The 25,823-nt window shown below is 69.5% G+C and carries 24 protein-coding genes; 13 read left to right on the top strand and 11 right to left on the bottom strand.

All coding sequences use genetic code 11. The features are described 5' to 3' along the window. The first annotated feature begins 13 nt into the window (after positions 1–13). The 6 genes from DB033_RS19995 (at position 14) to DB033_RS19970 (ending at position 6,849) form a co-directional block, all read left to right on the top strand. On the top strand, positions 14–715 hold the full coding sequence (locus tag DB033_RS19995) for a cupin domain-containing protein (RefSeq protein ID WP_170315607.1): 702 nt from the start codon (positions 14–16) through the stop codon (positions 713–715). Between the two features lie 490 nt (positions 716–1,205). Next, on the top strand, positions 1,206–1,820 hold the full coding sequence (locus DB033_RS19990; protein WP_111768713.1) for a TetR/AcrR family transcriptional regulator: 615 nt from the start codon (positions 1,206–1,208) through the stop codon (positions 1,818–1,820). Positions 1,821–1,930: 110 nt separating this feature from the next. Then, positions 1,931–2,992 (top strand): NADPH-dependent F420 reductase, encoded by a 1,062-nt coding sequence (locus DB033_RS19985; protein ID WP_338066278.1) that lies wholly within the window; start codon positions 1,931–1,933, stop codon positions 2,990–2,992. Positions 2,993–3,148: 156 nt separating this feature from the next. Beyond that, positions 3,149–3,817 (top strand): SDR family oxidoreductase, encoded by a 669-nt coding sequence (locus tag DB033_RS19980; protein WP_157970825.1) that lies wholly within the window; start codon positions 3,149–3,151, stop codon positions 3,815–3,817. 186 nt (positions 3,818–4,003) lie between these two features. After that, on the top strand, positions 4,004–5,509 hold the full coding sequence (locus DB033_RS19975) for an MFS transporter (protein WP_157970824.1): 1,506 nt from the start codon (positions 4,004–4,006) through the stop codon (positions 5,507–5,509). Further along, positions 5,506–6,849: an NtaA/DmoA family FMN-dependent monooxygenase gene (locus tag DB033_RS19970; protein ID WP_205844059.1), complete on the top strand. Its 1,344-nt coding sequence runs from the start codon at positions 5,506–5,508 to the stop codon at positions 6,847–6,849. The genes DB033_RS19975 and DB033_RS19970 overlap by 4 nt, the downstream gene beginning before the upstream one ends. Before the next feature lie 181 nt (positions 6,850–7,030). Here the strand turns inward: DB033_RS19970 and DB033_RS19965 are convergent, their stop codons facing one another. The 7 genes from DB033_RS19965 to DB033_RS19935 all read right to left on the bottom strand — a co-directional run bounded on the left by DB033_RS19965 (position 7,031) and on the right by DB033_RS19935 (position 15,045). Continuing rightward, positions 7,031–8,668 carry an alkaline phosphatase D family protein gene (locus DB033_RS19965; RefSeq protein WP_111768710.1) on the bottom strand — a complete coding sequence of 546 codons (1,638 nt, stop codon included), beginning with the start codon at positions 8,666–8,668 and terminating at the stop codon, positions 7,031–7,033. Further along, the gene (locus DB033_RS19960) at positions 8,665–8,928 is read right to left on the bottom strand and encodes a hypothetical protein (RefSeq protein WP_111768709.1); all 264 of its coding nucleotides are present in this window, start codon (positions 8,926–8,928) and stop codon (positions 8,665–8,667) included. Before DB033_RS19960 ends, DB033_RS19965 begins: the two co-directional genes overlap by 4 nt. 353 nt (positions 8,929–9,281) lie before the next feature. Next, positions 9,282–10,037 (bottom strand): FAD:protein FMN transferase, encoded by a 756-nt coding sequence (locus DB033_RS19955; protein ID WP_205844058.1) that lies wholly within the window; start codon positions 10,035–10,037, stop codon positions 9,282–9,284. Between the two features lie 65 nt (positions 10,038–10,102). Beyond that, the gene (locus tag DB033_RS19950; protein ID WP_111768708.1) at positions 10,103–10,684 is read right to left on the bottom strand and encodes an FMN-binding protein; all 582 of its coding nucleotides are present in this window, start codon (positions 10,682–10,684) and stop codon (positions 10,103–10,105) included. A 4-nt stretch (positions 10,685–10,688) separates the two neighbouring features. Beyond that, a complete protein-coding gene (locus tag DB033_RS19945; protein WP_111768707.1) occupies positions 10,689–12,113 on the bottom strand; it encodes a ferredoxin reductase family protein in 1,425 nt (474 codons plus the stop codon). A gap of 631 nt (positions 12,114–12,744) precedes the next feature. Further along, positions 12,745–14,079, bottom strand: coding sequence for an MFS transporter (locus DB033_RS19940; RefSeq protein WP_111768706.1), 1,335 nt, complete (start codon positions 14,077–14,079; stop codon positions 12,745–12,747). A 264-nt stretch (positions 14,080–14,343) separates the two neighbouring features. Then, positions 14,344–15,045 (bottom strand): GntR family transcriptional regulator, encoded by a 702-nt coding sequence (locus tag DB033_RS19935; protein WP_111768705.1) that lies wholly within the window; start codon positions 15,043–15,045, stop codon positions 14,344–14,346. 142 nt (positions 15,046–15,187) lie between these two features. Between DB033_RS19935 and DB033_RS19930 the strand changes: the two genes are divergently transcribed. Genes DB033_RS19930 through DB033_RS19915 form a run of 4 tightly spaced genes read left to right on the top strand, consistent with a single transcriptional unit; the run spans position 15,188 to position 18,767 of the window. After that, positions 15,188–16,093 carry a sugar phosphate isomerase/epimerase family protein gene (locus DB033_RS19930; RefSeq protein ID WP_111768704.1) on the top strand — a complete coding sequence of 302 codons (906 nt, stop codon included), beginning with the start codon at positions 15,188–15,190 and terminating at the stop codon, positions 16,091–16,093. Next, positions 16,090–16,854, top strand: coding sequence for an SDR family NAD(P)-dependent oxidoreductase (locus tag DB033_RS19925; RefSeq protein ID WP_111768703.1), 765 nt, complete (start codon positions 16,090–16,092; stop codon positions 16,852–16,854). Before DB033_RS19930 ends, DB033_RS19925 begins: the two co-directional genes overlap by 4 nt. Positions 16,855–16,888: 34 nt before the next feature. Then, positions 16,889–17,743: a transketolase gene (locus tag DB033_RS19920; protein WP_111768702.1), complete on the top strand. Its 855-nt coding sequence runs from the start codon at positions 16,889–16,891 to the stop codon at positions 17,741–17,743. A 1-nt stretch (position 17,744) separates the two neighbouring features. Continuing rightward, entirely contained in the window at positions 17,745–18,767 is a 1,023-nt protein-coding gene (locus DB033_RS19915) for a transketolase family protein (protein ID WP_111768701.1), read from the top strand. Positions 18,768–19,141: 374 nt separating this feature from the next. Here DB033_RS19915 and DB033_RS19910 read toward each other — a convergent pair whose 3' ends face one another. Together DB033_RS19910 and DB033_RS19905 are read right to left on the bottom strand one after the other, a co-directional pair. Then, complete coding sequence (locus tag DB033_RS19910; RefSeq protein WP_111768700.1) at positions 19,142–19,339, bottom strand: hypothetical protein; 198 nt, start codon at positions 19,337–19,339, stop codon at positions 19,142–19,144. A 386-nt stretch (positions 19,340–19,725) separates the two neighbouring features. Next, positions 19,726–20,694, bottom strand: coding sequence for a prenyltransferase/squalene oxidase repeat-containing protein (locus DB033_RS19905; protein ID WP_111768699.1), 969 nt, complete (start codon positions 20,692–20,694; stop codon positions 19,726–19,728). Positions 20,695–21,242: 548 nt separating this feature from the next. Here DB033_RS19905 and DB033_RS19900 point away from each other — a divergent pair. The 3 genes from DB033_RS19900 to DB033_RS19890 all read left to right on the top strand — a co-directional run bounded on the left by DB033_RS19900 (position 21,243) and on the right by DB033_RS19890 (position 23,587). Beyond that, positions 21,243–21,659 carry a cupin domain-containing protein gene (locus DB033_RS19900; protein WP_157970823.1) on the top strand — a complete coding sequence of 139 codons (417 nt, stop codon included), beginning with the start codon at positions 21,243–21,245 and terminating at the stop codon, positions 21,657–21,659. Between the two features lie 128 nt (positions 21,660–21,787). Next, positions 21,788–22,507, top strand: coding sequence for an SDR family NAD(P)-dependent oxidoreductase (locus tag DB033_RS19895; RefSeq protein WP_111768697.1), 720 nt, complete (start codon positions 21,788–21,790; stop codon positions 22,505–22,507). 39 nt (positions 22,508–22,546) lie between these two features. Beyond that, entirely contained in the window at positions 22,547–23,587 is a 1,041-nt protein-coding gene (locus DB033_RS19890; RefSeq protein WP_111768696.1) for a zinc-dependent alcohol dehydrogenase, read from the top strand. 324 nt (positions 23,588–23,911) lie between these two features. Here the strand turns inward: DB033_RS19890 and DB033_RS20855 are convergent, their stop codons facing one another. Both DB033_RS20855 and DB033_RS19880 read right to left on the bottom strand, forming a co-directional pair. Beyond that, complete coding sequence (locus DB033_RS20855) at positions 23,912–24,214, bottom strand: hypothetical protein (RefSeq protein WP_157970822.1); 303 nt, start codon at positions 24,212–24,214, stop codon at positions 23,912–23,914. A 423-nt stretch (positions 24,215–24,637) separates the two neighbouring features. Next, positions 24,638–25,363, bottom strand: a complete 726-nt coding sequence (locus DB033_RS19880) for an ANTAR domain-containing protein (RefSeq protein ID WP_157970821.1) — start codon at positions 25,361–25,363, stop codon at positions 24,638–24,640. Positions 25,364–25,823 lie beyond the last annotated feature (460 nt).

Below are 25,823 nucleotides of genomic sequence, written 5' to 3'. Positions count from 1 at the left end.
GGGTGGGGTCCAGGTGGATCCCCGAGCGGCCTCCCTGGGCCCGCGGCTCCGCGACTTCCGGTTGCGGTCGGGGCTCACCGTGCGGGAGCTGGCGCGGCAGGTGAACGTGTCGCCGTCGTTCGTGTCGCAGATCGAGAACGGCAAGTCCCAACCGTCGGTGTCCACGCTGTACGCGTTCTCGCAGTCCCTGCACGTCTCGGTCGACGACCTGTTCGACGAGGGCGTGGCGGCCGCGGACGTGGTGCGCACCGCGCTGGTCGACGGGTTGCACGGGCTCCCGGAGCGGTCCGACCGTGCGTCGGAGGGGACCGGCGGGGCCCCGTTGTCGCCGACGGCCGATCCCGCCGCGGTGTGGCGGCCGTCGGAGTACGCGAACCGGGTGTCGATCGTGCACCCCAGCCACCGGTCCCGGCTGGACATGGCCGCCGGCGTCATCTGGGAGCGGCTGGCGGCGACGCCGGAACGCGAGGTGGCGTTCATGCAGATCGTCTACGAGCCCGGGGCGTCGTCGTCCGACATCGGTGAGGTCTCCTGCCATCCTGGCTACGAGTACGGCTACGTGGTGAGCGGGGTGCTCGAGGTGACCATCGGCCACGAGGTGTTCACCTTGCAGGCCGGTGAGTCGCTGGGCTTCGACTCGACCATCCCGCACACGCTGCGCAACCCCGGAACCGAGCGGATGCTCGGGGTGTGGTTCGTGCACGGGCCGGTCTGAGGGGACGACAGTCGGCGCGGCGAGTGCGCCACGCACCGGGCCGGGTGAGTCGTCCGCGCGGCGTCGGCGCCTCCACGAGATCGCCGCTGTGCCACTGCAACGGACCCCGACGCCAAGGCTCCGGACAATGGAACCTTGAGCTGGTCGATGCTCAGCGCGAGGTGAGCCTGCCTGAGCCGTGCCATGCCATTCCAGGCGGGTACGAAGCGCCATCCCACGGCGCCGACGGCGCGGGTGCATCAGCATCGAACCCGACCGGCCTCCTGCCGACCCTTGTTGACAGCGACCACCGCCCGGTGCACCCCGTGGTGTGGAGGCGATCCGTGCGACGGACACTGCCGCAGTCGCGGTGCGGCGATCCATACGGGGGTCGCGACCGATGGCCGGCATAGCCGCATTCGGTGCCTGTCCGCGTCACCCGAATCGACCGTTCACCCTTGGCGGTGCGGAGCATGTGGAAGTATCCTCCGTTTCTGATGGAGGAGGTCGTATGGAGACACACCTGGAGGCGACGCCGCCGAAGCCGCGTGCTGACGCGACGCGCAACCGGCTGCACATCCTGGACGTGGCCGAGGAGTTCTTCGCCGAGCAGGGCGTGAGCGGAGCAATGCAGGACATCGCCAAGCGGGCCGGTCTTGGGCCGGGCACCTTGTACCGCCACTTCCCGACACGGGAGTCGCTGCTCGCGGCGCTCCTTCTGGCCCGCTGGGAGGAATTGGACGCCCGCCGGGCCGAAATCGAGGCCCAGTGCGGTGACCCCCTCGCGGCACTGGAGCTGTGGTTGACCGCGTTGGGTGACTATGTGACGGTCTTCGACGGCCTGCCCGGCCCCCTGCGAGAAGCCCTCCTCGAGACCACCTCTCCACTCGCAGTCGCGTGCGAGTCACTCATCGAGATCACCGGGCATTTCCTGGCCGATGCCCAGGCGGCCGGGTACGCCCGCCCGTGGGTGCGCGACCGGGACCTCGTCCTCAGCGTGCTGGCTTCCGCGTGGATCAGTGATGCGCAACTGGCGGACGAGGGATCCACGCAGTCCCTTCGCGCGATCGCGAGAGAGGGTTGGCTAATGCCGTCCGCACTTCGGAGTGCCTTTCCCGCGTCCTGACCCGGGCGCCTGTCGGCGTTGGTCGCCTCCGACCAAGCGTTGGCAGGAATCCAGCGCGGCACCTCGTGTCGGCGGTGGCGCCGGGCGTCTCTTCCGCAGGCACCGGCGTGATGGCCACACGGTCGATGTACGCCTTCAGGTTCTCCTGCCGGTCGCCGTGGTATGACCGCGGCCACGGTCGTCACGCCCTCATTGACAGGCGGACACCGCCTCCGTATCGTCCTGGATGGAGCGGACACCGACTCCGTTTCGCTCGGTTCGTTGACGCGCCGGGAGTTGCGAGCGCTGCTTGCCGCTCATCGTCGCCCATTCTTCGCGCACGTCGGGCGGTGACCGGGCAGCATGCCCGCGGCCCGTCTCCGCCCCCGGATGCGGCGGAGCACCGGACAGACGACGACTCAGCACACACCACCCGGAGGACAGGCATGAAAATCGGCATCATGGGAGCTGGCAGCATCGGCAGCGTGCTCGCTGATCGACTGAGCGCTCACGGGCACCAGGTCAAGATCGCGAATTCTCGCGGGCCGGAGACCATATCTGCTGAGGTTCTGGCCAGCGGCGCTGAGGCTGTGCGCGCGGATCAGGTTGCAGCGGGTGTGGATGTCCTGATCACCTCGGTCCCCCTCGTCCGGGTGCCCGACCTCAAACCGCTGCTCGGCCAACTACCCGGTGAGGCCGTCGTCATCGACACCTCCAACTACTATCCGGCCCGCGACGGGCACATCGAAGCCCTCGATGGCGGACTCGTGGAGAGCCGCTGGGTCGAGGAACAGCTCGGCCGCTCCATCGTCAAAGCGTGGAACGCCATCACGGCGCAGTCCTTCGGCGCCTATGCCGCCCCCAGTGGCGCGTCAGGCCGTATCGCGGTTCCCGTCGCGGCAGACCACGACGACGACCGGGGCCTGGGCATGTCGCTGGTCGAGCAGACCGGTTTTCAGGGCTTCGACGCGGGCACCATCACCGACTCGTGGCGTCAACAGCCCGGAACCCCCGTTTACTGCACGGATCTCACCGCAGACGAAATGCCCCGTGCACTCGAGTCGGCTATCGCCGCGCGGTCCCCGAGGCGGCGGGATCTGGCGATGAACGTCATCAGTGAACTGATGGGGGACCCGACCAGCGAGCTCGGTGAGGACTTCCTGGTGCGGGTCAACCGTCTGCTCTACGTGTAGGTCCTGGCCGCAGTGCGACCAGCCGGTTGACGGCGGCCCACAGCGGCCGCGGTAGGCGGCGGGAGTCCTTGCGTGCGTCGTGCTGACCGAGACGGACCCGCGCGGCGGCTCTGTTGCACGCCACTTCCCTTCAACGCCCGACAGAAAGAGCCAGCTGTGACGTCACCGTCGTCTGCTCGCCGGCAATCCGAGGTCGTCAGCACCACCACTGCGACCACCGCCGCCACGGACCTCACGAGACTCCCGGTCGTCCTCGTCACCGGCGCCACCGGACGCATCGGCGGCGAGCTCGTCGGCCTCGTACGGCAGGACACCTCGATCGAGCTCAGGGCAGCCGTGCGGCGGCCCGAGCAGGCCGCGCACTTCGCGGCGCAGGGAGTGCGCAGCGTCCACCTGGACCTCGACGACTACGACGGGTTCGCCGCGGCGCTCGACGGGATCGATTGGCTGTTCCTTATCGCGGGCTACACGGTCGACATGCTGGCCCAGGGAAAGAACCTGGTCGATTCGGCCGAGGCCGCCGGGATTCGGCACATCCTGCACCTCGGCACCTTTCACCAACCCGGTCGCCCGATGGAGCGCTACGTCGGTCACATGATCTGGCACCAACTCCTCGAGTCCTACATCCAGGCCCCGGGACTGGGCTACACCCACCTGCGCCCCAACGTGTTCATGCAGGCCATCCTGGGGGAGCTGGACAGCGAGAAGTACTGCGGCACCTGGGGGACGGACCCGTCGGCCGGGTGGACTGCACCGACATCGCCCGCGTCGCCGCAGAGATCCTGCGCGAGCCCGCACCCCATGCTGGTGCCGCTTACCACCTGAGCACCGAAGCGGCCAGCGAGGCCGTCACGGGAGTCAAGCCGACAGGACTGCACGCAACCGTGACGTCCTCGCCGGCTGAACCCCAGTTCCGCGCACTCGGCCCGGCAGAACGCGCGTGGCGCGTGGCGCAGCTCGGTCCTGTGCAGCAACAGATCTTTCGTCGACATCACAGAACAGCGAGTAAACGTGAGCACCCCATCGGCATCCGACTTCGCCGCAGCAGCACCCACCAACCACTCCGGCGACCGACTCCCCCCGGGCGTCGCCCTGGTCATCGGGGTCCTGATCGTCTCGACGTTCATCGTTTTCCTCAACGAGTTGCTGCTGGGCGTGGCGCTTCCCACGCTGATCGAGGACTTCCGGGTCACCCCCGGCACCGGGCAGTGGGTCACCACCGGCTTCCTGCTGACCATGGCCGTGCTGATCCCGGCCAGCAGTTTCGTGATGCGGCGATTCCACCTCCGGACGATCTACCTGGTCGCGATGTCGCTGTTCATCGCGGGCACAGCACTCGCCGCGATCGCGCCGACGTTCGGTGTCCTGGTGGCCGGCCGGGTCGTCCAGGCGTCCGGCACCGCGGTATTCCTTCCCCTGTTGATGACCACGACCATGCGGCTGGTCCCGGCCGGTCGCCGCGGCCGCATGATGGCGATCACCACGGCTGTCCCGGCCGTGGCACCCGCTGTCGGTCCGGCGCTGTCCGGAGTCGTGCTGTCGGTACTGAGCTGGCGCTGGCTGTTCATCCTGATGCTGCCCATCGCGGTCGTCGCCCTCGCGTTGGGGGCCTGGAAGCTGCGTAACACCACCACCCCCGAGAAGGTGGCACTGGACGTGCCGTCGCTACTGTTGTCCGCGGTCGGTTTCGGTGGCCTCGTCTACGGGCTGTCTCTGCTCGGCGAGGCGTCCTCGGGGCACGCTCCGATCTCGCCGTACCTGCCCATCGCGGTGGGGCTGGTCGGCTTGGCGGCGTTCGTCCTGCGCCAGATCCCGCTGCAACGACGGGACAGCGCTTTCCTGGACATGCGGATCTTCCTCGCCAGGTCATTCACCGCGCCTCTTCTGGTGATGCTCTTCGTCGCGGGCACCGGGATCGGTCTGCTGGTGGTCGTCCCGCTGGTGCTCACCCACGTCACCGGTCTGACCACCCTGCAGCTCGGCTTGTTCCTGATCCCGGGCGGGGCGGCCATCTCCATCGTGGCGGCCGCCAGTGGCCGGGTGTACGACCGCGTCGGACCGCGCCCGCTGGTCATCCCGGCGGCGGTCGTCTGGTTGGCCGTCCTGTGGTTCTTCAGCCGCGTTGACGAGCACACCAGCGTGGTCACGCTGATGCTCGCGTGGCTGGTGTTCACCAGCGCGCAGGCCGCGATGTGGGCGTCGCTGACGACCAGCGCGATGGGCGGCTTGCCGGCCGAGCTCTACCCGCACGGCGCCTCCGCTTTCGCCACCGTCCAGCAGCTCGCCGGTGCCGCCTTCGGTGCGGTGTTCATCTCGTCGTACACCATCGGTTCCGGTGCAAGCGACGCCGGCGCACTCACTACCGACCAGGCCACGTCCGCTGGGCACGCCGCCTTCCTGACCGCCTTCGCCATCGGTGTGGTCATCCTGCTCGGCGTCCTCTTCGTCCGCCGCTCACCGGACCCCGCCGTTGCGACCCCCACCGACACAGCGTTGGCCGAGAAGGCGGTTCGGTGACCACGACGGACAAAAAGCTCATCCTCGGGATGGGGATGATCGACGGATACGGCGGCCTGCACGGCGCCTGGCGTGCCCCGCACGTGGACCCCGGAACCTACGCCGACGTCGACGCCACCGTGCGCCACGCCCGGGCCGCCGAGCGCGGCCTCTTCGCCTTCCTCTTCACCCCCGACTTCCCCGCGGTGCGAGGCGATGTCGAGCACACGACGACCAGCAACCTGATGGACCCGCTGATCCAACTCGCCGCCGTCGCACGCGAGACGACGCACATCGGGTTCGTCGCGACCGGGTCGACGACCTTCCAGGAACCGTTCAACACCGCACGCCAGTTCAAGGCCCTCGACGTGATGAGCCACGGCCGCGCCGGTTGGAACGCCGTCACCACCAGCGACCCTGCCGTCGCCGCCAACTACGGACGGCCCGTCGCCGATCGCGACGAGCGATACCAGCGCGCCCACGAGACCATCCAGATCGTCCAGGCGCTCTGGGGCAGCTGGCAGCAGGACGCGTGGGTCAAGGACCAGGCAGCGGACCGCTTCATCGACCCGGACAAGCTGCAGCCGATCAACCTGCAGGGCCAGTACGTCGCGTCCCGTGGCCCACTGGCGATCCCGCCTTCAGACCAGGGACAGCCGGTCGTCTTCACCTCCGGAGGCCCCAGCCCGCACCTGCTGTCGATCGCGGGCCGCTACGCCAGCGGCTTCATCGCCGAGGTGTGGACGATCGAAGAGGCCCGCGCACAACGGGATCTCGTGCGCCAGGCCGCGCGTGACGCCGGCCGCGACCCGAACGAGGTCAGGTACATCCCGGGCATCATGACCACCGTCGCACCGACCGTGCGTGAGGGCCTCGACCGCCGCCTGAGGTACGCGGGCGACGTCATCGAGGCCCGCCTTCCCCACCTCGGCGCGGTGCTCGGGATCCACATCGACCCGGACCGGTACGACGAACCCCTCACGCCGGCACAACTGGCCTCCGCGCACGCCTCGCCGCGGGACCCACGTTCGGCCAACGCCCTCGCGGTGGCCCGCCAGGGGTGGTCGCCCCGCGACATCCTCGCGCACGGGGTGATCGATTACCACCCCACGGTCGTCGGACCGGGAAAGCTCCACGCCGATCACCTGCAGGAGTGGTTCGAGGCCGGAGCCGCCGACGGCTTCTGGATGACGCCCGACATCTACGAGGACGGCATCGACGCATTCGTCGACGAGGTCGTGCCGATCCTGCAGGAACGTGGCATCTACCCCACCGACTACCCGGGTACGACCCTCCGCGCGAACCTCGGCGTCCCCCATCAGTACGGACCCGACCCCCGCATCACCGGCGCCCACCAATGACTGCGGAACTCCCTGTGGGAATACGAATCTCGTTGACATGGCCTCGCTCGGCATCCCCAGGCCGTCACGCAAGGACCACTGCGGCGCCGGCCCCGCCGCGGCACACGACGGCCCACGACAGGCCGAGGAGACGGGCCCTCGGTGTCGGGACGGGTTTCACGGACGGCCGCGCCCCCGCCGGTCAGGACAGCGTCATCCGCTCGACCGGGTGCAGGGCGCTCGGCTGACCCCCCGAACTCGCCTTCTGCAGCACGACCTCGGCGCGGCGGCCCGACAGCCGGAGCACCGCGATCTCGTCGCCGAAGAACGGGCCGGCGTCACGGGTCCAGCTCAGCGCCGGGACGGGCACCGTGGCCAGCAGCCCGAGCACGACCCGGGTGGAGCGCTCGGCGACCCGGCTCCACGCCCCGCGGAACAGCATCTTCATCACCGGCGGCACGTGGTTGTGCAGGGGCGAGCAGGTCAGCTGGTAGACCGCCGCGTCGACCGGCTCGGGGAAGTGGGCGGTCGCCACGTACGCGTGGTGCACGTCGCCGGACAGCACGCACACGGTCGCCGGAGCCTTCCCGTCCGGCGCGTGGACACCCTGGGCGACCTCCCGGATCATCCCGGAGAACCGTGTGAAGGAGTCCCCGAACGCCGCCCAGTGCTCCAGATCCGCGGCGCGGCGCAGTCTCTCGGAGACCCAGGCGACCGCGCGGCCGCGCCGGCCTGCGCAGAGCACCTCGTTCCACGCCTCCACGTCGTGCATGGCCCGGGGCAGCAGCCACGGGAGCGACGTGCCGATCAACAGGTGGTCGTAGTCCCCGGCGACCTGCTCGGTGATCCAGTCGAACTCCGGGTCGCTGACCATCGTCCGGCGCCCGTCGGCCAGGATGCGTCCGCAGCGCGAGTCGACCACGAGGAGCCGGACCCGGCCCAGATCGCGCCGGTAGGACCAGCGGTAGCCCTTGCCGCCGTCGGCCTCGCGGTCGGCGGCCGTGGCGAAGTCCGCCAGGGTCGCCCGGTTGTCCCCGCCGGACCGGCGCACCGCCTGATAGAGCTCGTCGTGAGCCAGCTCCCGAGGGGAGAGATTGCCCAGGTGCTGGTAGACCCAGTAGGACGACAGCGCGCCGACCACCCGCTCCTGCCACCAGGACGTCCGTTGCATGTCCTGCCGCCAGGCGTGCGAGGTGTTCCAGTCGTCGTGCACGTCGTGGTCGTCGAAGATCATCGACGTGGGCAGGACCGAGAACAGCCACCGGACATCGGGATCGCTCCACGACTCGTGGTACAGCCAGGTGTACTCCTCGAAGTCGGCGACCTCGTACTTCGCGCCGACCGAGGCATCCCGGCGGGCCCTGATGCGCTGTTGCGTCGCCTCGGACGTGTCGTCGGCGTACACCTGGTCACCCAGCATCAGCAGGGCGTCGGGCCATCGTTCCTCGGCGACGTCGACGAGGTCCCGCGAGTAGCAGTCGAGCGCGTCGTCGTCGTACTGCTGGTCGCTGCCGACGGCCTCCTCGGTGGAGTACCGGCACGATCCGAAGGCCAGGTCGACGTCCGCGCCCTCGGCCAGGGTCCGGATCCGGCAGGCCGGCCGCGGATCGTCCGGCAACGGCCAGACCGGGTTGCCGTCCAACCGCACCTGGTACGGGTACCGGCGGCTGGGCTCCAGATCGGTGACGGTGACCAGCGCGTAGTGGTGACCGGCGACGCTCCACGTGCGCTCCCGGTGACCGAGGATCTCCACCTCGCACGGGCCGTCGACCTCCACCCACACCGTGGCGTCGGTGAAGCCGACATGCCGCAGCACCGGACCGATCAACAGGCGTGTCACCTCGCCTTCCTACCAAACGGACCGCCGGCGATCAGCCGGGTCGATTCGTGTCTGCCGCCGGCGTGGCCGACCGCGGCGACGACGAGGACGAAGGTGTCCCGACCCCAGCCGGGCAGGTCGTCACGGAGCAGGCCGGTGTCCGCAGCGAGGGATGCCGGGACCGCCGCGATGCGCCCTTCGCCGCCGCCCCAGGCTCCGCCGGCCGGTGTCGCCTCGGTCGGCTCGTCGAAATGCGCCGCGGTGAACACCTCCATGGTCATCTCGTGAGCATAGGGCGAGAGTCCGACAGTGAGGGCTGATGTGTCGCCGGATCAATGGCCACGCCGGCGCCCACCCAACCTCGCGTCGGAGGGAAGCCGATCATGGTCGGAACTGTCAACCAGGACCGTGACCGCTCGAGCTGTTCGGGCAAGCAACCGACCACGCCGGCCGTCGTACGTCGCGTCGTGCAACCGTCGAACTCGTACTCGAAGCTCGAGCGCAACGAACCAGGCGAGTATGGACACGACGGTGGCCAGGGCGGTGGCGATGACGCCGGGCAGAGTCTTGCGGACCGTCCAAGTGCGCGTTCGAACGATTCGGCCGGTACGGCCCGGACTCCGGTCCACGTGGGTCACGAATGGTCGGGGAGCCGTCCAACGACGACGGTGGTGGTGGCATCGGGCCACACCACGAGGGCGCTGCGGCCGATGCGGGTGCGCAGCCAGTCGGCGGCGTCGGCGCCCCGGGCGTAGGCGGCGGTGGCGTCGAGGTCGGCCCAGGTCAGGTCCGGCCCGATGACGGTGACCGAGGCGACGCCGGTGACCGGCCGCCCGGTACGTCCGTCCCGCAGGTGCCGTCCGCGGTGGGCGGTGCCCGACGTGGCGATTCCGCCGGTGCGGACCGGGACGACCGCGATCAGCCGCCGGGGGTCGAGTGGGTGTTCGACGCCGATCCGCCAGTCGGGTCGGTCGGGATCGGCTACACGGCAGACAATGTCGCCGCCGGCGGACAGGCAGAAGTCGGTGTCGTCCAGGGCGGTCAGGGCCGCCGAGGCGCGTTGCACCGCCCAGCCCTTGACGACGCCGCTGGGGTCGAACCGGATCTGTCCGGTGGAGTCGGGCAGCCACATCGAGAACGCCCCGCCGGACTGCTCCGCGGCGGCGCGGCCCAGCTCGAGCACCTCGCGCACCTCGGCCGGGCTGTCCGCTTCGGTCAGTTCGCCGCGGCCCAGCCGGCTGACCGGTGAGTCGTCGCGGTAGGTGCTGAACATCCGGTCCACCCGGCGCAGCTGTGCGGTCACGGCGGCCCACGCGCGGCGGCCCGCGGCGGTGTCGTCGTGCCGTCCGCGCAGCGCGAGGCTGACCGGCATCCCCATCAGCTGAGTCACCCACCGCCGCACCGGATCCCGGTTCGCCGTCCGGAAGTCCGAAGCCATGGCCCGGGTGGGGGCCGTCACAGCCCGGCCTGGTCGAGCGCCGACTGCAGGGACTGCAGGTAGCCGTCACTGGTCACGGTCGCGCCGGTGACCATGTCCACGTCGGCGCTCTGCGCGGTGATCGTCTCCTGCACCAGCACGGGCAGCGCCCGCGCGTTGATCTGTCGGTCCTTGCCGTTCCCGTTCGGGAAGACCGGTACGTCGACAGCGGTGATCCTGCCGTCGGTCACCGTGACCGCCACCTGTACGTCGCCCCATCGGGTCGACGCCGTCGCACCGGTGTAGGTGGCGCTCGTGCCGTTCGCCGCCCCGGTTCTGGTCGCGGCAGCCGATGACGGGGACGTCGCCGTCGGCGTGGACGAGCTCCCGGCCGTGCCCGCTGACGGCACCGTGATGGTGGTACCGCCCGCACCTGCGGTGGTGGAGGTCCCCCCGCTGGAACCGTCGGTCGGAGCCCCGGACGTGGTCCCGCCGGCGAGCGTGGGGGCGATCGCGCTGCTGGCGGCGGCGGTGGCTCCGGAGTTGATGGAGGTGCGGTAGCCGAACAGCACGACCACGACGGTCAGGGTGGACATCAGCCACAGGACGATGCGCTTCATCAGGTCACCAACCAAAGCTCTCGGTGTGGACACGGTCGCGGGGAACCCCGGCGGTCAGGAGGAGTCGTTCGAAGCCGTCGGTCCAGGCCTTCGGGCCGCACAAGTAGACGTCGCGCTCGGCGAGGTCGGGAATGAGCCGGCGCAGCGCGGCGGGTTCGTCGATGCCGAGGAATTGCTGGCCGAGGACGGAGTCGGGGTGCGGGCGGGGACCGGGCAGCGGGAAGACCTGCAGCCCGCGTTGCGCGCTGAGCCGGTGGAGCTCGGCCGTGAAGAGCGGCTCGTCGGTGTAGCGCTGCAGCAGCACCGCGTCCCCCGGCGCGTAGGGCAGCCCTTCGGCCAGCGACCGGAGGGGGGTGATCCCGACGCCGGCACCGGCCAGCACGATCCCGCGGCGGGTGCGGGCCCGGTCGGTGAGGCGCCCGTAGGGACCTTCGAACCAGACCCGGGTCCCGGGCTGCAGCGCTGCGAGCCGGGCGCTGCCGTCGCCGAGGGTCTTCGCGGTGATCCGCATGTGCCGGCCATCCGGGGCGGTGGACAGTGAGTAGGGGTTGCCCCGCGTCCAGCCGCGGCCGGTCAGGAATCGGACGGTGAGGAACTGGCCGGAGCGGGCCGGCAGCCGGTCGAGTCGGTTGCCTGTGAGGTAGACCGACACCACGTCGGACGACTCCCGCACCACCGCCGCCACCCGCAGGTCGTGCCGCAGGCTGCGTACCGTCGGGACCAGCAGTCGCCAGACCACCACGGCCGCGGCGGTCACCGCCCACAGCGACCACCAGTACATCGTCGCCAGCGGGGAGTTCAGGAATTCCTGGCCGGTCCACAGCTGGTGCGGTAGCGCCAGCCCCACCCCGAGGTAGGCGTAGAGATGCAGGAGGTGCCAGGACTCGTAGCGCAGCTTCCGGCGGGCCGCCTTCAGGCTGGTCACCACGACCATCACCAGGCACACCGTGCCGGCCAGCGCCAGGAGCATCCCGCCGTCGTTCACCAGCAGGTCCCAGGTCGTGGGCAGCACCGACGACCAGCGTGCCGAGGCGTAGCCGGCGATGACGGTGCCGATGTGGACGAGCATCAGGTTGAACGAGGTGAACCCGACCAGCCGGTGGACCCGGGTCAGCTGATCCCGGCCGAGGGCGTGCTCCAGGAACGGCAGCCGCGCCATCAGCAGCACCTGGATCAACAGCAGGTCCGAGGCCCACAGGCCACTCAACCGGCCGACCGAGGTGAGGCCGGCCGCCCAGTCGGTGAGGTCGGAGATCCCGCCGTCCGCGTCCCACAGGTAGGTCACCAGCAGCAGGCTCAGCCACACCAGGACGCCGGTCACCAGTCGCACCGCCCGGTCGCGGCGGTGGTCCCGGCCCAGGACGAGTCGGTCGGCGGTCCCGTCGGACAGCGCGCGGGCGGTCGGGTGGGTGAGCACCGAGGCGTTCATCGGTGGTTCCGTCCCGGTGTCCCGGCGCACACAGCGGGAGACATCGTCTCCGGCAGCACAGAAATCACGACAATTCCTTCCGTCACCGCAGAAGCATCGGTGGTGAGACTGAGAAGGGGTGAGCGCGATCCTGTGCGCAGGCTGTGCCTTCGTCGCGGGCCCTGCGTCGCCGGAGTTGCTGCGTGTTCCGGCGTTCAGCGGCTCGCGGCCGCACAGGCCGGTGAGCCGTCGCGAGGTGCTGTGGAGAGCACGGCGAGTCCTCCTGTGTCACAGCAGATCTCGTGCCAGTTGACGCGATGACGGCGGTCGCCAGCTGGGAAGTCACCGCGACGTGTGCGGGGGACATGGATGGTGCTACCGACCACTCACGTGAAGTTGTCGAGGGGACAGGTCGGACGGTCGGTACGCGGCGTTGGTGGAGGACCAGCTAGGTCCGGGCGCCGCCGCGACGCTGTGCGGGAACCGTTGAAAGCGCGAGACCTGGCGAACAGCAACAACGTCAATGACGATCCGGATGCCGACGCGGTCCTGGGTCCTCCCGATCGCCTCGACTCATGGTGAAGGCCCGTGCCCGTGAGGGGTGCAGACCGGCGGGCGACTGTCGTCCTGCATCCGCGTGTCGGGTATGGGCTCAGGCGTTGACTCGCATGGCCTGGTCGTTGTGTGCGGCGGCGGCGCGTTCGACGGGACCGAAGGTCTCCCGGGTGACGAGGGTGGCGGTCAGGCCGATCAAGGCGTAGGCGCCGAAGAGCGTGGCGGCGCCGGCCCAGCCCCAGGCGGAGTAGAGCAGGGTGACGACGAAGGGGGTGAAGCCGGAGACGATGGCCGAGAACTGGTAGGCAAGCGAGGCGCCGGAGGCGCGGGTGTTGGCGTTGAACAGTTCGGGGAACCAGGCGCCCTGAGCGCCGGCGAGGGAGTTCTGGATGACGGCGTAGGCCAGAACGACAGCGATGATGATGGCGATCGGTGAGCCCGTGTTCACCAGGATGAACATCGGGAACGCGAAGGCGAGCATGAACGCGGTACCGAAGAAGTAGACGGGCCGTCGCCCGATGCGGTCGGTGAGCTTGCCCCAGCTGTAGGTGGCGACGATCCCGATTGCCGACGCGATGCACAGAGCGGTGAGGGTGAGGGTGTTGTCGGCCAGCTTCTCCGACTTCAGGTAGCTCAGCATGAAGGTGATCGAGACGGCATAGCCCGCGGTTTCGGCGATGCGGAGGCCGATACCGCGCAGGATGCTGCGCCAGTCCTCCCTCAAAACCTCGGTGATCGGATTCTTGACGATTTCGCCGCGGGCCTTGACCTCTTCGAAGACGGGGGACTCGGGCACCTTGGTGCGGATGATGACGCCGACCATGACCAGGACGATGGAGAGCAGGAACGGTACTCGCCAGGCCCAGGTGCCCGGGAGGTGGACGCTGACCAGGAAGACGAGGTTGGCGAGCAGGAGGCCGACCGGGAATCCGGCCTGGACGATGCCGGTGAACTTGCCTTTGGATTTCCAGGGGGCATGTTCGTAGGTCATCAGGATGGCGCCGCCCCATTCCGCGCCGTAGGCCAGGCCCTGCAGGACGCGGACCAGGACCAGCAGGATCCCGGCCCAGATGCCGACGCTCTGATAGGTGGGCAGGCAGCCGATGAGAAACGTCGCGAGGCCCATCATGATCAGACTGGCGACGAGAACGGGTTTGCGGCCCAGCTTGTCGCCGAGGTAGCCGCCGATCATCCCGCCGAGTGGCCGGACCGCGAACCCCACTCCCAGGGTCGCGAACGACAGCAGAGTGCCGGTCAGGGGATCGGTCGAGGGGAAGAAGTAGGTGCCGAAGTACAGCGCCGCGGCTGTGCCGTAGCCGATGAAGTCGTAGGCCTCGATCGTGGCTCCGATCCCGGAGCTGATCGCTACCTTGCGGGAGTGTGGCGTGCCCTGGGCGTTGCCCTCCAGGGAGTGTGAATGCGAGTTGCTCATCGTTGAGGCTCCATCTCTGGTCCGCGTCCATGCGAATTTTGGTGGCTGACCGCAGTCCCCGCCTTTGGCGACTGTCAACAGTCAACACCTTCTCCTGAAGCATGGGGCACTCAACCGTTGACTGTCAACAGTCAACTGAAAGCGGAAAGGATGCACGGAAGGACACTGGGGATGTCGGACGAAGCGAGCGGCAGATCACGGAAACCGGGCGGGATGTCCACAGGGCGGTCCGCCGGCTGGCGCGCGTGGTGAGTAGCGTCCAGGTCAGGCGCTGCGGGACCCGTCCGAGTCGATGTGCGTCACCAGATTGGCTGCTGCGCCCCGCATGTGCTCCTCGACGGCGATTCGTGCCGCATCCGGGTCGCCGACGGCGACGGCATCGACGAGGGCCTGGTGGCGGGGAACGGACATGTTGGTCATGGCCCGATCCGCGCCGGCGAACATGATGGACATCCGGATGGAGCCGGCGATCCCTTCCCAGCTGCGCACGAGGGCGGAGTTGCCCGTCAAGGCGCACAGCGTGCGGTGGAAGTCGAGGTCGATCTCGACCATGTCGTTGATGGAACCGGTGGCGTCGGCCAATGCGTCCAGTGCCTCCTGCAGCTTCCGCACGACGGAGGTGCGATCGCTTCGTCGGCACAGGGACGCCGCTGCCAGACCTTCCAGAGCCGATCTGACGGCGAACATCTCCTCGATCTCGGAGGCGTTGAGGGTTCGAACGCGCAGCCGCCCCCGTTCAGAGGGCTCGACCAGGCCCTCCTGCTCGAGCTGGCGTAATGCTTCCCGCAGGGTGCCGCGTGAAATGGCCAGTGCCGCGGAGAGCTCGGTTTCGACGAGGTGGGTGCCGGGAGCGATCTCGCCGGAGGTCACCGCGTTGCGCAGGACATCCAAGGCCTGCTCGCGCAGGCTGGTCTTGGCGAGACCGCCCAAGCGTGAGACGCCCGAGCCCTGGGTCACAACGGCCATGGCGGCCCCTTTCGTCCTTCCCACCCTACCCGCCAGCGGACAACTGTTGACTGTTGACAGTTGACGTGGCAGGCTGGGCCGCAACCATCCAGCGCTGCATTGCCGCGGCGCTCGCACGCCTCGCAGACAGGGTTGTCAGCTCATGCGCATCAGTGACCGGCTGGGCTGTTCGACGATCAGCTTCCGACACCTGCCGCTGTGCGATGCCCTGACCGTCATCGGTGATCTGGGGTTCGACGAAATCGACCTCGGAGCTCTACCGGGAGTGTGTGACCACGTGCCGTTCACGCTCAACGGACCGGCGGTCACCCAGGTGGCAGACGAGGTGATCGGATCCGGGCTCCGGGTGCGCACGGTGAATGGCGACATCGGCGACCTGAACACCGTTCTCGATGTGCCGGGCCACGGCGAGCGGCGTGCTCACCTGCAGCAGCTGCTGGATCTGACCGCCCGGGTCGGTGCGGTCGCCCTGGTGCTGCCCAACGGGGCGCTGTCGCACCGGCCTGTCGTCGACCTGGACATCGACATCTCCCGGGTGACCATGGAACTGGCCGCGGCGGCTGAGCTCGCTGCGACGTTCGACCTGCAGCTCTGGGTGGAGTCCCTGCACGTGCTGCGGTTGTGTCACTCGCTACCGGAGGCCACGCAGCTCACGAAGGCCCTCGCCGGCAGCCCCGTCGGTGTGGTGATGGACTTCAGCCACGTCGTCGCCTCGGGCGCCCGTCTCGAGCAGTTCGTCGACCTGTTCGGTGACCGCATCCGGCACGTTCACCTGCGCGACGCCACCACGGGGAACATCCACCACAGCATCGGCAACGGCGCGGTGGACTTCGCCGCCGGTGTCGCTGCGCTGGACAGCGCGGGTTACGACGGGCATTTCGCGCTCGAGCTGGAAACCCGCGACGTCGCCGACGCCGACCGCCCCGCCGCCACCGCCCGCGCAGCCGGCTTCGTTTCCGCCCTGCTCCAGTCCACCGCGGGCCTCGCTCGCACCACCCAGGCGCCGGCGTCATTCGCCGGCCACACCCCCTCCGGAGGAATCTCATGACCACCGTCCAGCGCACCGTCGTCATCACCGGCGCCGCCGCCGAGCGCGGCATCGGCCGCGCCACCGCCCGCCGCTTCGCCCGCGACGGCTGGGCCGTCGCGGCCCTCGACCTGGACGGGGCGACCTCGGAGAAGCTCGCCGCCGAGCTGACCGAGCGGTACGGCGTCCCGGCCTACGGCGGGGCCGTCGACGTCGCGGACGAGGACTCGGTGACCGCCGCCGCCGCGGCCGTCCGCGACTCCGAGCTGCCGGTGGTGGGCGCGGTGCTCAACATCGCCGGCATCACGTCCCCGGTGCCGTTCTTGGAAACCACCCTCGCGCTGTGGAACAAGATCTTCGCGGTCAATGCCACCGGCACCTACCTCGTCACCAAGGCGTTCCTGCCCGACATGATCGAGGGCGGCTACGGCCGCATCGTCAACATGTCGTCGGTGTCGGCGCAGCAGGGCGGCGGCGTCTTCGGCAAGACCCCCTACTCCTCGGCCAAGGCCGCCGTCATCGGCTTCACCCGCTCGCTGGCCCGCGAACTCGGACCGACCGGTATCACCGTGAACGCCATCGCCGCCGGTGCCGTCGACACCGACATCCGCGTCGCCGGAACCACTCCCGAGCTCGAAGCGTCGATCGTGGCCAGCGTCCCGCTCGGCCGGCAGGCCAGCGTCGACGACGTCACCGCGCTGTTCGCATTTCTGGCGTCGGAAGAAGCCGGCTACATCACCGCGACCACTCAGAACCTCAACGGCGGCTCGTACATCGCCTGAGCCGGCCATCCCACCACGCAGCGAAGGAGCACCAATGACGCAAACTCTCGACCGGTCCACCCGGGTCACCGAACTCGCGGCCGCCGCCGACCGGATCCGTCACCACGTCCTCACGATGGGAGAGGTCCAGGGCCAGGGCTACGTCGGCCAGGGACTCGGCTTCGCCGACGTCCTCGCCGTCGTCTACAAAGACCTTGCCCACTACCGTCCCGAGGATCCGGAATGGGCGGGCCGGGACCGGGTCCTGCTGTCCATGGGGCACTACGCCATCGCCCTCTACGCCGCCCTCGCCGAGGCCGGCATCCTCGGCACCCAGGAGCTCGACACCTACGGCTCCGACGACTCCCGCCTGCCGATGTCGGCGATGAGCACGTACACCCCCGGCATGGAGATCTCCGGCGGCTCCCTGGGACACGGGCTCGGTATCGCCGTCGGCATGGCCCTCGGACTGCGCTTCCAGGCCAATCCGGCCCGGATCATCAACCTGATGTCCGACGGCGAACTCGACGAGGGCTCCACGTGGGAGGCGGCGATGGCCGCTGCCCACCACGGACTCGGCAACCTGATCTGCGTCGTGGACATGAACGGCCTGCAGGCCGACGGCCCCACCCGCGGCGTCCTGCGCATCGAACCGGTCGAGGCCAAGTGGGAAGCCTTCGGCTGGCGCACCGTCCGCGTCGACGGCAACGACATCGCCGCACTGACCGCCGCATTCGATTCCGTCCCGGCCGACGACACCCGACCAGCCGTCGTGGTCTGCGACACCCGCATCGGCCGCGGGGTGCCGTTCCTCGAGGGCCGAGAAAAGGCGCACTTCATGCGCATCGACGAACACGAATGGGCCCTGGCCCACGCCGCCCTGCACGACGCCGCCGAGAAGGAGCACTGAGATGACCACCGCCCCCGAAGCGCCCGCCACACCCCGGCTGAAGACCTCGGCGATGATCGCCAGCATCGCTGAGCCTGGACAGCGCACCGCCCCCGCGCCGTTCGGGCATGCCCTGTCCCGGTTGGCAGCGGAGAACCCGGCGATCGTCGGGCTGTCCGCCGACCTCGCCAAGTACACCGACATGCACATCTTCGCCAAGAACCACCCCGAGCGGTTCTTCCAGATGGGGATGGCCGAAGCGCTGATGCTCGGTGCCGCCGCCGGCATGGCCGAGACCGGACTGATTCCGTTCGCCTCGACCTACTCGGTGTTCGCCACCCGTCGGGCCTACGACTTCCTCTGCCTGGACATCGCCGAGCCCAACCTCAACGTCAACGTCGTCGGCGCTTTGCCCGGTCTCACCACTGGCTACGGCCCCAGCCACCAGGCCACCGAGGACTTGGCCATGCTGCGCGCCATGCCCAACCTCACCATCGTCGACCCCTGCGACTCCATCGACATCGAACAAGCCGTCCCCCAGCTGGCCGCCACCGACGGACCCACCTACCTACGGCTGCTCCGCGGCCACGTCCCGACCGTCCTCGACGAGTACGACTACACCTTCCAGCTCGGCAAGGCCGCTGAACTACGCACCGGCCGCGACGTCAGTTTCATCTCCACCGGCCTGATGACCATGCGCGCCCTGGCCGCCGCCGACCGCCTCGCCGCCGACGGCATCGACGTCGCCGTCACCCACGTCCCCACCATCAAACCGCTCGACCACGCCGCCATCGCCCGCGCCGCCGCCGGCGGCCGGCTCGTCGTCACGCTCGAGAACCACACCATCATCGGCGGTCTCGCCGATGCCGTCGCAACCAGCCTGATCTACAACACCGCCGGCACCACCACCCGCAGCGTGCCGGCCATCCAACGCATCGGACTGCCGGACGAGTTCCTCGGCACCGGCGCGCTACCCACCCTGCACGAACGGTACGGGCTGTCCATCGACGCCATCGTCCGGTCCGTCCACAACTGGCTCGGCTGACCCGCCGGGGCGCCCCACCACCGCAGGCCAGCGCCGTACGAGGCCTGATGGCGCCGGGCGCGTGGTCTCGTCAGGTGCCCGGGTCCCTACAGGAGCTCTGGTCGCCGTCGCTACTCGCGCCGGTGATGTTCGGGTACGTACGCCTGTCGACTGTGCGGGGCTGGGAGGTCTGTGCTCCACGGATTGCGTGTCGGAAACTTCGGCTCGAGCTCTGCGATTCGGTGTGCTCCAACCGGTTGAGCCGCCGTGGTACTTCCTGTGCAGCGCGATCTCGCCGAGAAATCCGGGCTCGAGATCAGGAGCCTCCAGGGGTTGCACCGGGGCGGTGATGGTGAACGCGTCGCGGAACGTTCCACGGTGAAGTCGCCGACGGCTCAGTCCATCGTGTGTGCGGTCAGTGCGATGCTGCTGACGAAGGCGGTGACGCCGGCGACGGCGGTGGTGATCAGGGACTTGTGGGGCTCGGCGGTGCTCTCGGGGGCGGCGGGTTCGATGCCGATGATGCTGACCGCGGCCCTGAGTGCGGCGCCGGCGGCGGCGATGGCCACGGCGGGGAGCTCGATGATGCTCAACGCCAGGGCCGCCGTTGCCTGATCAGGCCGACACCGGCGACCTGAACAGCGACCGGGATCAGGATCGACACGGCTGCGACGACGATGACACCGGTGGGGCTCCACCTGTGCCAGCCGGCCGCCGGCCCGACGCCGAGGGGCCGTGAGGATCTGCGGAGGAACAAGATCGCCGGCGCGGTGATCGCGGCCGACGCCGCCCGGCTCGGGGAAGGTGTGATGCGGCGGCTCGTGGCTGCAGGTGCCGCCCGAGGTTCCGTCGCTGTTCCTCACCCGCTGGATCTGCGAAACAACCGTGCCGACCTCCGGGATCGTGCGGTGTCTCCCCGCGTGTACGGGAACCCGTGAAGCAGCCGTCTGCGGGGTCGAGTCGTCCGGAGGTGGTTCGGTCAGCGACGTGGGGTGCCGTCCCACCATTGCAGCGCCCGGACGGCGTGGAACGTCAGCCAGCGGGACGGCTCGCCGTGGGGCGCGTCGACCTCGAACCAGACCGCCCCCGGCTCCGGCTCGCCCTGCAGCCAGCGGCCGTCCGGGCGCTGGGCAGACCGGATCACCTCGACGGCGTCGGCCAACCGCGGGTCGGGCGGGACCCCGTCGTGCAGCGCGGCCGCCCGGAAGTGGTCCACAGAACGCAACGGGGTGCAGACCCATCGGAACGGGTAGGCGAGCCGGGTCGTCCAGGGTCCGACGCGCTCCCCGGTCGAGCGGCGGTACTGCAGCCGCCTCTCGAGCAGGTATTCCTGCCCCGAATGCCGCAACGCCGTGATCTCGCCGCCGGTCCCCGTCGTCCGCTCGTACGACAGCAGCCCGCTCACGACGTTGATCGTCGAGTGGAACGACGACCGGACGGAGCCGTCGACCCATTCGCAGTTCCAGCCGCCGTCGGGCAGCCGATGCTCGGCGAACCAGCCCGCCAGGGCGGACACGTCAATTCCCAGCCAGGCGCCGTTCGCGAGAGTGAAAGCGTTGATGCAGCAGTCGACCTCGCCGCCCCAGTACGGCAGGTCGTCGTACTCCCAGTGGCAGTTCGATTCCAACAGCTCGGCCGTGCCCGCCAACGCCGACGAGTCGAGTCCCCAGTCCCGCAGGGTGGTGAGCGACCACGTCGTGGCGGTCCAGGGCTGCCCGGGCCCGCTGCTCGCGGCGTCGAAGCCGGCCGGGAAATAGGCTCCGCCGGCCCATTGCCCGTCCGGGTCCTGGCGGGCGAGAAGCTGTGCGCCGAAGCCCTCGGTGGCGACGCGGCGGCGGGTCGCCTCCCAGACCTGCGGCGGTGCCCCCTGCAGGTCGCGCTCGACCTGCCAGCGCAGCGCGGGGTCGGAATCGAGCAACCAGTCCAGCACGGGTGCGTCCAGCTCCATGCCACCGAAGCTATCCGAGGAAGGACCCGTGAGCGCCGACAGCGAACTCCATTCCGGGCGGTGGCGCGGGCCCGTGTACTGGCCGAAGCCTCACCGCAGCAGGAGCTCCAGACGACAGCTCACCCCATCACCGCTGCGTCGCGACACTGGTGGTGAAGCCCGGATGACGCCACTCGTGGGCGTTACCCCGGCGCTGGCCGGGCTCGCCGACATGACGCCGGGTCGGCGCCGCAACTGAAGATCAGTGTCCCGCTCGGGCCCGGTGGCGGGTTCGGCTTCGAGTCGTCCGATGGTCTCAGGCCCAGCGCCTGCCGACGACGCAGCCAGTCCGGGCGACCACCGCGACGTCGACGAGCGTCCCCAGGCTCTGGGAGGGCATGGCCGCGGCCATACCGCTTGTCGAACGGAGTGTGCGGCGACGCTGGACATGTGTAGCCAGGACGGACGATGCGTGCCATGCTGGGACGGCCGACATCGCAGGTGGCGGCCACCCAGGGATCCATGGTGTTGGAGGCTCCCGGAACGACACGACGCAAAGGAGCGCCGGAATGCTGCTGACCAGAGCCGATCAGGTTCCTGTCGAGATCGTCCACCAGACCGGGAAAGTGTGGTGGCTGGTTCCCGAGGGATCCATGCGGGATGAGACCGAGGGTGCGTCCTTCTTCGATTTCATCTCCGAGTTCACCCTGGAGCCTGGAACGCAGTTGGAACCGCACTACCACGACACCTACGAGTTCTACTACGTGGTCGCAGGTGAAGCGGTCATGCAGGTCGAGGACGAAGCGCACATCGTGCGGCCAGGCGACCTCATCACCATTCCGCGCAACGCGCGGCACAGCATCTGGCCCACCGATGGCAACACCATTCGCTGCGTCTGCGTCGCGACGAGCTTCCAGGCGCGCGGCGAACGGTTCATTCCCTGTGACCTGCCACGCGTCGAACCCGCTCCCCGGCCCTTCGGGTGACAGACCGGACCTGATCGGGACCGGCGATCCGGGGCCGGCCGCTGGAGGGGGAGTTCAACGGGCGCGGGTGTCACATCCGGCGCTCCGACGCACCACCGAACACCGACGACTGCCGAAGGAGATGTGAGATGAGAGTCGCCGGCAAGATCGCCGTCGTCAGCGGAGCAGCTGGCGGGATCGGCAAAGCCATCGCCGACAGGCTCGCCGCGGAGGGCGCGACGGTGTTCGCCGCAGATCAGGTCTGGACCGAAGCCGGATCCACAGGGGGGATCCGGACGAGGTCCCTGGATGTGGCGCGGATCGAATCCTGGGAGTCCCTCGCCGCGGAAGTCGCCGACGCGGGCGGCGCGGACATCCTCGTCAACAACGCCGGGACAGTTCGCAACTACGACGGCATCGTCGACATCGACCTCGACGACTACCACGACATCATCGGCATCAACCAACACGGAACCTTCTACGGCATGAGAGCTCTCATTCCGCAGATGCGTCGCAAGGGCGCCGGGTCCGTCGTGAACATCTCGTCCATCTGGGGACACGTCGGTGCCGCGGGTGTCGCGGCGTACACCGCGTCCAAGGGTGCGGTCACGTCCATGACGAAGAACGCCGCACTGACCTACGCCGCTGACGGTGTGCGGGTGAACTCCGTCCACCCCGGCCTGATCGCGACGCCGATGATCGCAGCCCAGGACGACTCGATCTCACAGGGCCTGATCGACGTCACCCCTCTGGGCCGGATCGGCCGGCCGGAAGAGGTCGCCAACGCCGTGCTGTTCTTGGCCAGCGACGAGGCCTCTTTCATCACCGGCGCCCAGCTGATGGTCGACGGTGGCTTCACCACCGGGTGAGTGGTCCCGCCCTGTCCGAAATGCGCTGCAGGAGGATGCATGCCGCTCCACACCGCCATGATGACCGCGGTCACCATCACCGGGCCCGGCACCGGAGAAGTGACTCAGGTACCGGTCGTTGCGCCCGGTCACGGTGAGATCCAGGTCCGCGTCACGTTCACCGGTGTGTGCGGCACCGACACGCACCTGCTCACCGGCCACAGCTTCTACCTCGAGAACGGGTTCCAGGAGTACCCCTTCGTGTTCGGGCACGAGTACGCGGGAACCGTGTCAGCCACCGGTCCAGGTGTGTCCGACCTGCGGGTCGGGGATCGGGTTGTCGGCCATACGATGGTGCCCTGTCACCGCTGCGACACCTGCCAGCGCAGCCGGCCCCACCTGTGCCGGAACCTCAAGGAGGTCGGCCTCCGGTTCATCCAGGGAGCGGCCGCCGAGTTCGTGACCGTCCCCGAATTCGCGGTCAGCGTGCTGCCGGACACCGTCGGTTTCCGAGCTGCGGTTCTCGTCGAACCCAGCGTCGCGGCATACCGGGCCGGCGCCCGGATCGACCTGAAGGCCGTCGACAGAGTCGCCGTCATCGGCACCGGGACGTTGGGTCTACTGGCGATGCTGTTCGCCAAACTGGTCGCCGGCCGGGTGGAGATGGTCGGTGTCAGCGACAGTGAGCTCGACTTCGCGGCCGGGCTGGGCGCCGACGCGACGTGGCACCCGGACGAACTCGACGGTGAGCGGTTCACCGCCGTCATCGAAGCGTCAGGGTCCCCGCGGGGCCTGCAGACCGCCGTCGAGATCGCCGATCTCGGTGCCCGCGTCGCGGTCATCGGCCTGCCGCCGAACCCGGTGCAGGTGGATCAGACCGCTCTGGCGTTGAAGGACCTGACCGTGTACGGCGTCCTCCACGGGCTGGACTGCTACGAAGACGTCATCGCCCTCCTCGCGTCCGGCGCCGTGGACCCCACGCCCCTCATCGCCGAGATCATCGAACCTGAAAGAGCTCTCGCAGCGCTGACGACCGGGTCGGTCCCGGCGGGGCGGCAGGCGCCGAAGTCGCTCATCCGGTTCGCGGACGACTCGAGCTGAACCGACCCCCCGTAGGTCCTCGTCCCAGTCGGCGGCACCCAAGCGGTCCGGGAACCGAACGGCCGTCACCGGCTCACCCGCCCGCTGCGGGCCGCTCGGTCGCGAAGGCAGCGCCGAAGTGCAGCCGTCGTCGCCATCGGCTCGGCACGGCGAACGCGGAAGAGCCGGCACCGGCCCGTGGCGCTGCCCGTCGAACGGCCCTCGGATGCGGACTCCGTGGTCGTGGTGTCAGGATCAGAGCCGGATCGACGGCGGCCCCCGGGGAGGAGCCCACGACTGCGTCCCACTCCTTCGATGTGTTCCCAGTCTGGACGGGTACGGGTCCTACACGGGTGACGGGGATGGCTCCTGGGTAAGCAGGGCTCGGAGTTCCCCGAGCACCGCGCCGTCCGGTGCAGCGCACATCAGCGGACCATCCTCGGCGCCGACACCGGTCGGCTCTTTTCGAAGTTCTGGGCCGACAGCACCGACGACGGCGACACCTGGCCCACGAAGATGCGCCGCCACCCGACGACAGTGCTGTCCGGTACCCTCGGCGGCCCATTCGGCCGGCCCGGCGTCGTAGTGGCCGGCGACGCCGTTGACCTCGCCGCCCGCCTGCAGCAGCAATCCGACCTGCTCCGGCATCCCGCGACAGCGTGGCGATGAACCGGTCGCTGATGGCCGCCGGAGTGGTCGACCGGATCGGGCTGACCGTCTTCCCGATGCTCACCGGACGCACCGGCCGGTCCACATCATCGACGGCGTCACCGGTCTCGACCCGCAGCTCCTCGCGAGCCGCACGTTCGACGGTGACATCCAGAAACTGATGCACCGGCCCACCCTGCACCCGTGACCACTCGTCCCTAGCTCGGGCGGCGCAGATCGGTCACGGTTCACAGTCGACCGACGGTGAGGCCGACCACCCCCCGAGCCGATTCCAGCCGGTACGACTCGACGAGGTGCGCCGGTAGCGCAGCCGAACCGGCCCCCGACAGGTCAGCCGTCCGACACGCCACCCTGAAGGCTGGGCGATCGAGGCGAAGTGACTGGCCATCAGGAGCGACCCGATCAGGCAACCGATGTCACCGGCAGCTCGCCGGAGATCATGTCGGCGGCGACAGGTTCCAGGACGGTCTGATGAGACCAGGCGAACCCGCGCAGCACAGCGAGTGCGTCCGACGCCACGACGTTCAAGGTCGCCATGACCATGCCGACCGCGACGTTGACGGCGAGTCGTTCTCGGAGCGGATCCGACGATGGCGTGTCGGCCGGCACGGTGTCGGCCAGGGAGGCGATCGCGGGGGTGGCGTCGACGACGGCGTCAGCGACCGCCGCGGTCACGTCACGGAGTTCGGTCTCGTCCAGAGCGTCGATGGACGGTGCGTCGCGGAAGTACAGCACCAGCGCCGCGTGCAGGAACTGGTGCCCGTCGGACAACGGCGCGGCGTAGACGGCCCGGACGTCGGTACGCGCGAACACGGTGTCGCTGAACGCCGGCCACTGTCGTTCCAGGTCGACGCCGGCGCGGACGACGCAGCCGGTGTGCGCCGCGTACAGGCCCGGTCCGGCTCCCGCCGTGTACTCCAGCTGCTCCACCAGCAGTGCCTGGGCATCGCTGACGCTGACGGCCAGACGCGAATTCGGAGCGTCACGGTCGCCGTGGACGCAGATCACGGCGCCGAGCACACCCGGAATGGCGTTGACGGCGGCAGCCGCCACCTCGGCGACCCCCGTCGGCGGCGTGCCATCCGCGGTGCGCATCGTCCGCAGCGCAGCCGAGAACCTTCGTGCCATCGACATCGAACCTCCAGGACCTCGCACGTCCGCCAGCTCCGTCGCTGTCGCCGGGACCGGCGCCGTGGTCCGACCGACCATCCCGCACACCCGACTATGCCCGCAGAACGCCCAGCCCGTGTCCAGCCGCCCCTTACGGTCCGGCGGTGAACGGGCGGTCCGGGCCTGCGACGGCCGGCTCGGCAGTGTCGGCATCCAGGCCACCGGCCGCCGACGCCGGCGGGCAGCACAGGACACTCTGCCGCTGGAGAGCGCGCAGAAACCGCTGCCTGGCACCGCGGAACGGCGCGCGCCCCTCCGGGTGATCATCCTCGCCCGGGCGCGGTCACCGCGGCGTTCGTGGTGTTCCTCGAACCGTCCGAAGTCCGGCACGGCCCCACCTGTCCGTCGCGACCGCTTCTCCGAGCGGAGGTGACCCCGGGCCGGGCGGTGTCCGTCCGTGCCACTCCGGGCCCCCGGG

Origin of the sequence: Nakamurella deserti (assembly GCF_003260015.1) — a bacterium.
GTDB lineage: Bacteria > Actinomycetota > Actinomycetes > Mycobacteriales > Nakamurellaceae > Nakamurella > Nakamurella deserti.
Note: the sequence above shows the minus strand (reverse complement) of the source record. Positions and strands in the feature narration are given on the sequence as shown.

Excerpts from the sequence above, each read along its gene's own strand:
- DB033_RS19990 (WP_111768713.1), top strand. The coding sequence starts at position 1,206 with ATGGAGACACACCTGGAGGCGACGCCGCCGAAGCCGCGTGCTGACGCG.
- DB033_RS19985 (WP_338066278.1), top strand. The coding sequence starts at position 1,931 with ATGGCCACACGGTCGATGTACGCCTTCAGGTTCTCCTGCCGGTCGCCG.
- DB033_RS19960 (WP_111768709.1), bottom strand. The coding sequence starts at position 8,928 with ATGACCATGGAGGTGTTCACCGCGGCGCATTTCGACGAGCCGACCGAG.
- DB033_RS19950 (WP_111768708.1), bottom strand. The coding sequence starts at position 10,684 with ATGAAGCGCATCGTCCTGTGGCTGATGTCCACCCTGACCGTCGTGGTC.
- DB033_RS19945 (WP_111768707.1), bottom strand. The coding sequence starts at position 12,113 with ATGAACGCCTCGGTGCTCACCCACCCGACCGCCCGCGCGCTGTCCGAC.
- DB033_RS19940 (WP_111768706.1), bottom strand. The coding sequence starts at position 14,079 with ATGAGCAACTCGCATTCACACTCCCTGGAGGGCAACGCCCAGGGCACG.
- DB033_RS19935 (WP_111768705.1), bottom strand. The coding sequence starts at position 15,045 with ATGGCCGTTGTGACCCAGGGCTCGGGCGTCTCACGCTTGGGCGGTCTC.
- DB033_RS19930 (WP_111768704.1), top strand. The coding sequence starts at position 15,188 with ATGCGCATCAGTGACCGGCTGGGCTGTTCGACGATCAGCTTCCGACAC.
- DB033_RS19925 (WP_111768703.1), top strand. The coding sequence starts at position 16,090 with ATGACCACCGTCCAGCGCACCGTCGTCATCACCGGCGCCGCCGCCGAG.
- DB033_RS19920 (WP_111768702.1), top strand. The coding sequence starts at position 16,889 with ATGACGCAAACTCTCGACCGGTCCACCCGGGTCACCGAACTCGCGGCC.
- DB033_RS19915 (WP_111768701.1), top strand. The coding sequence starts at position 17,745 with ATGACCACCGCCCCCGAAGCGCCCGCCACACCCCGGCTGAAGACCTCG.
- DB033_RS19905 (WP_111768699.1), bottom strand. The coding sequence starts at position 20,694 with ATGGAGCTGGACGCACCCGTGCTGGACTGGTTGCTCGATTCCGACCCC.
- DB033_RS19900 (WP_157970823.1), top strand. The coding sequence starts at position 21,243 with ATGCTGCTGACCAGAGCCGATCAGGTTCCTGTCGAGATCGTCCACCAG.
- DB033_RS19895 (WP_111768697.1), top strand. The coding sequence starts at position 21,788 with ATGAGAGTCGCCGGCAAGATCGCCGTCGTCAGCGGAGCAGCTGGCGGG.
- DB033_RS19890 (WP_111768696.1), top strand. The coding sequence starts at position 22,547 with ATGCCGCTCCACACCGCCATGATGACCGCGGTCACCATCACCGGGCCC.
- DB033_RS20855 (WP_157970822.1), bottom strand. The coding sequence starts at position 24,214 with ATGCCGGAGCAGGTCGGATTGCTGCTGCAGGCGGGCGGCGAGGTCAAC.
- DB033_RS19880 (WP_157970821.1), bottom strand. The coding sequence starts at position 25,363 with ATGGCACGAAGGTTCTCGGCTGCGCTGCGGACGATGCGCACCGCGGAT.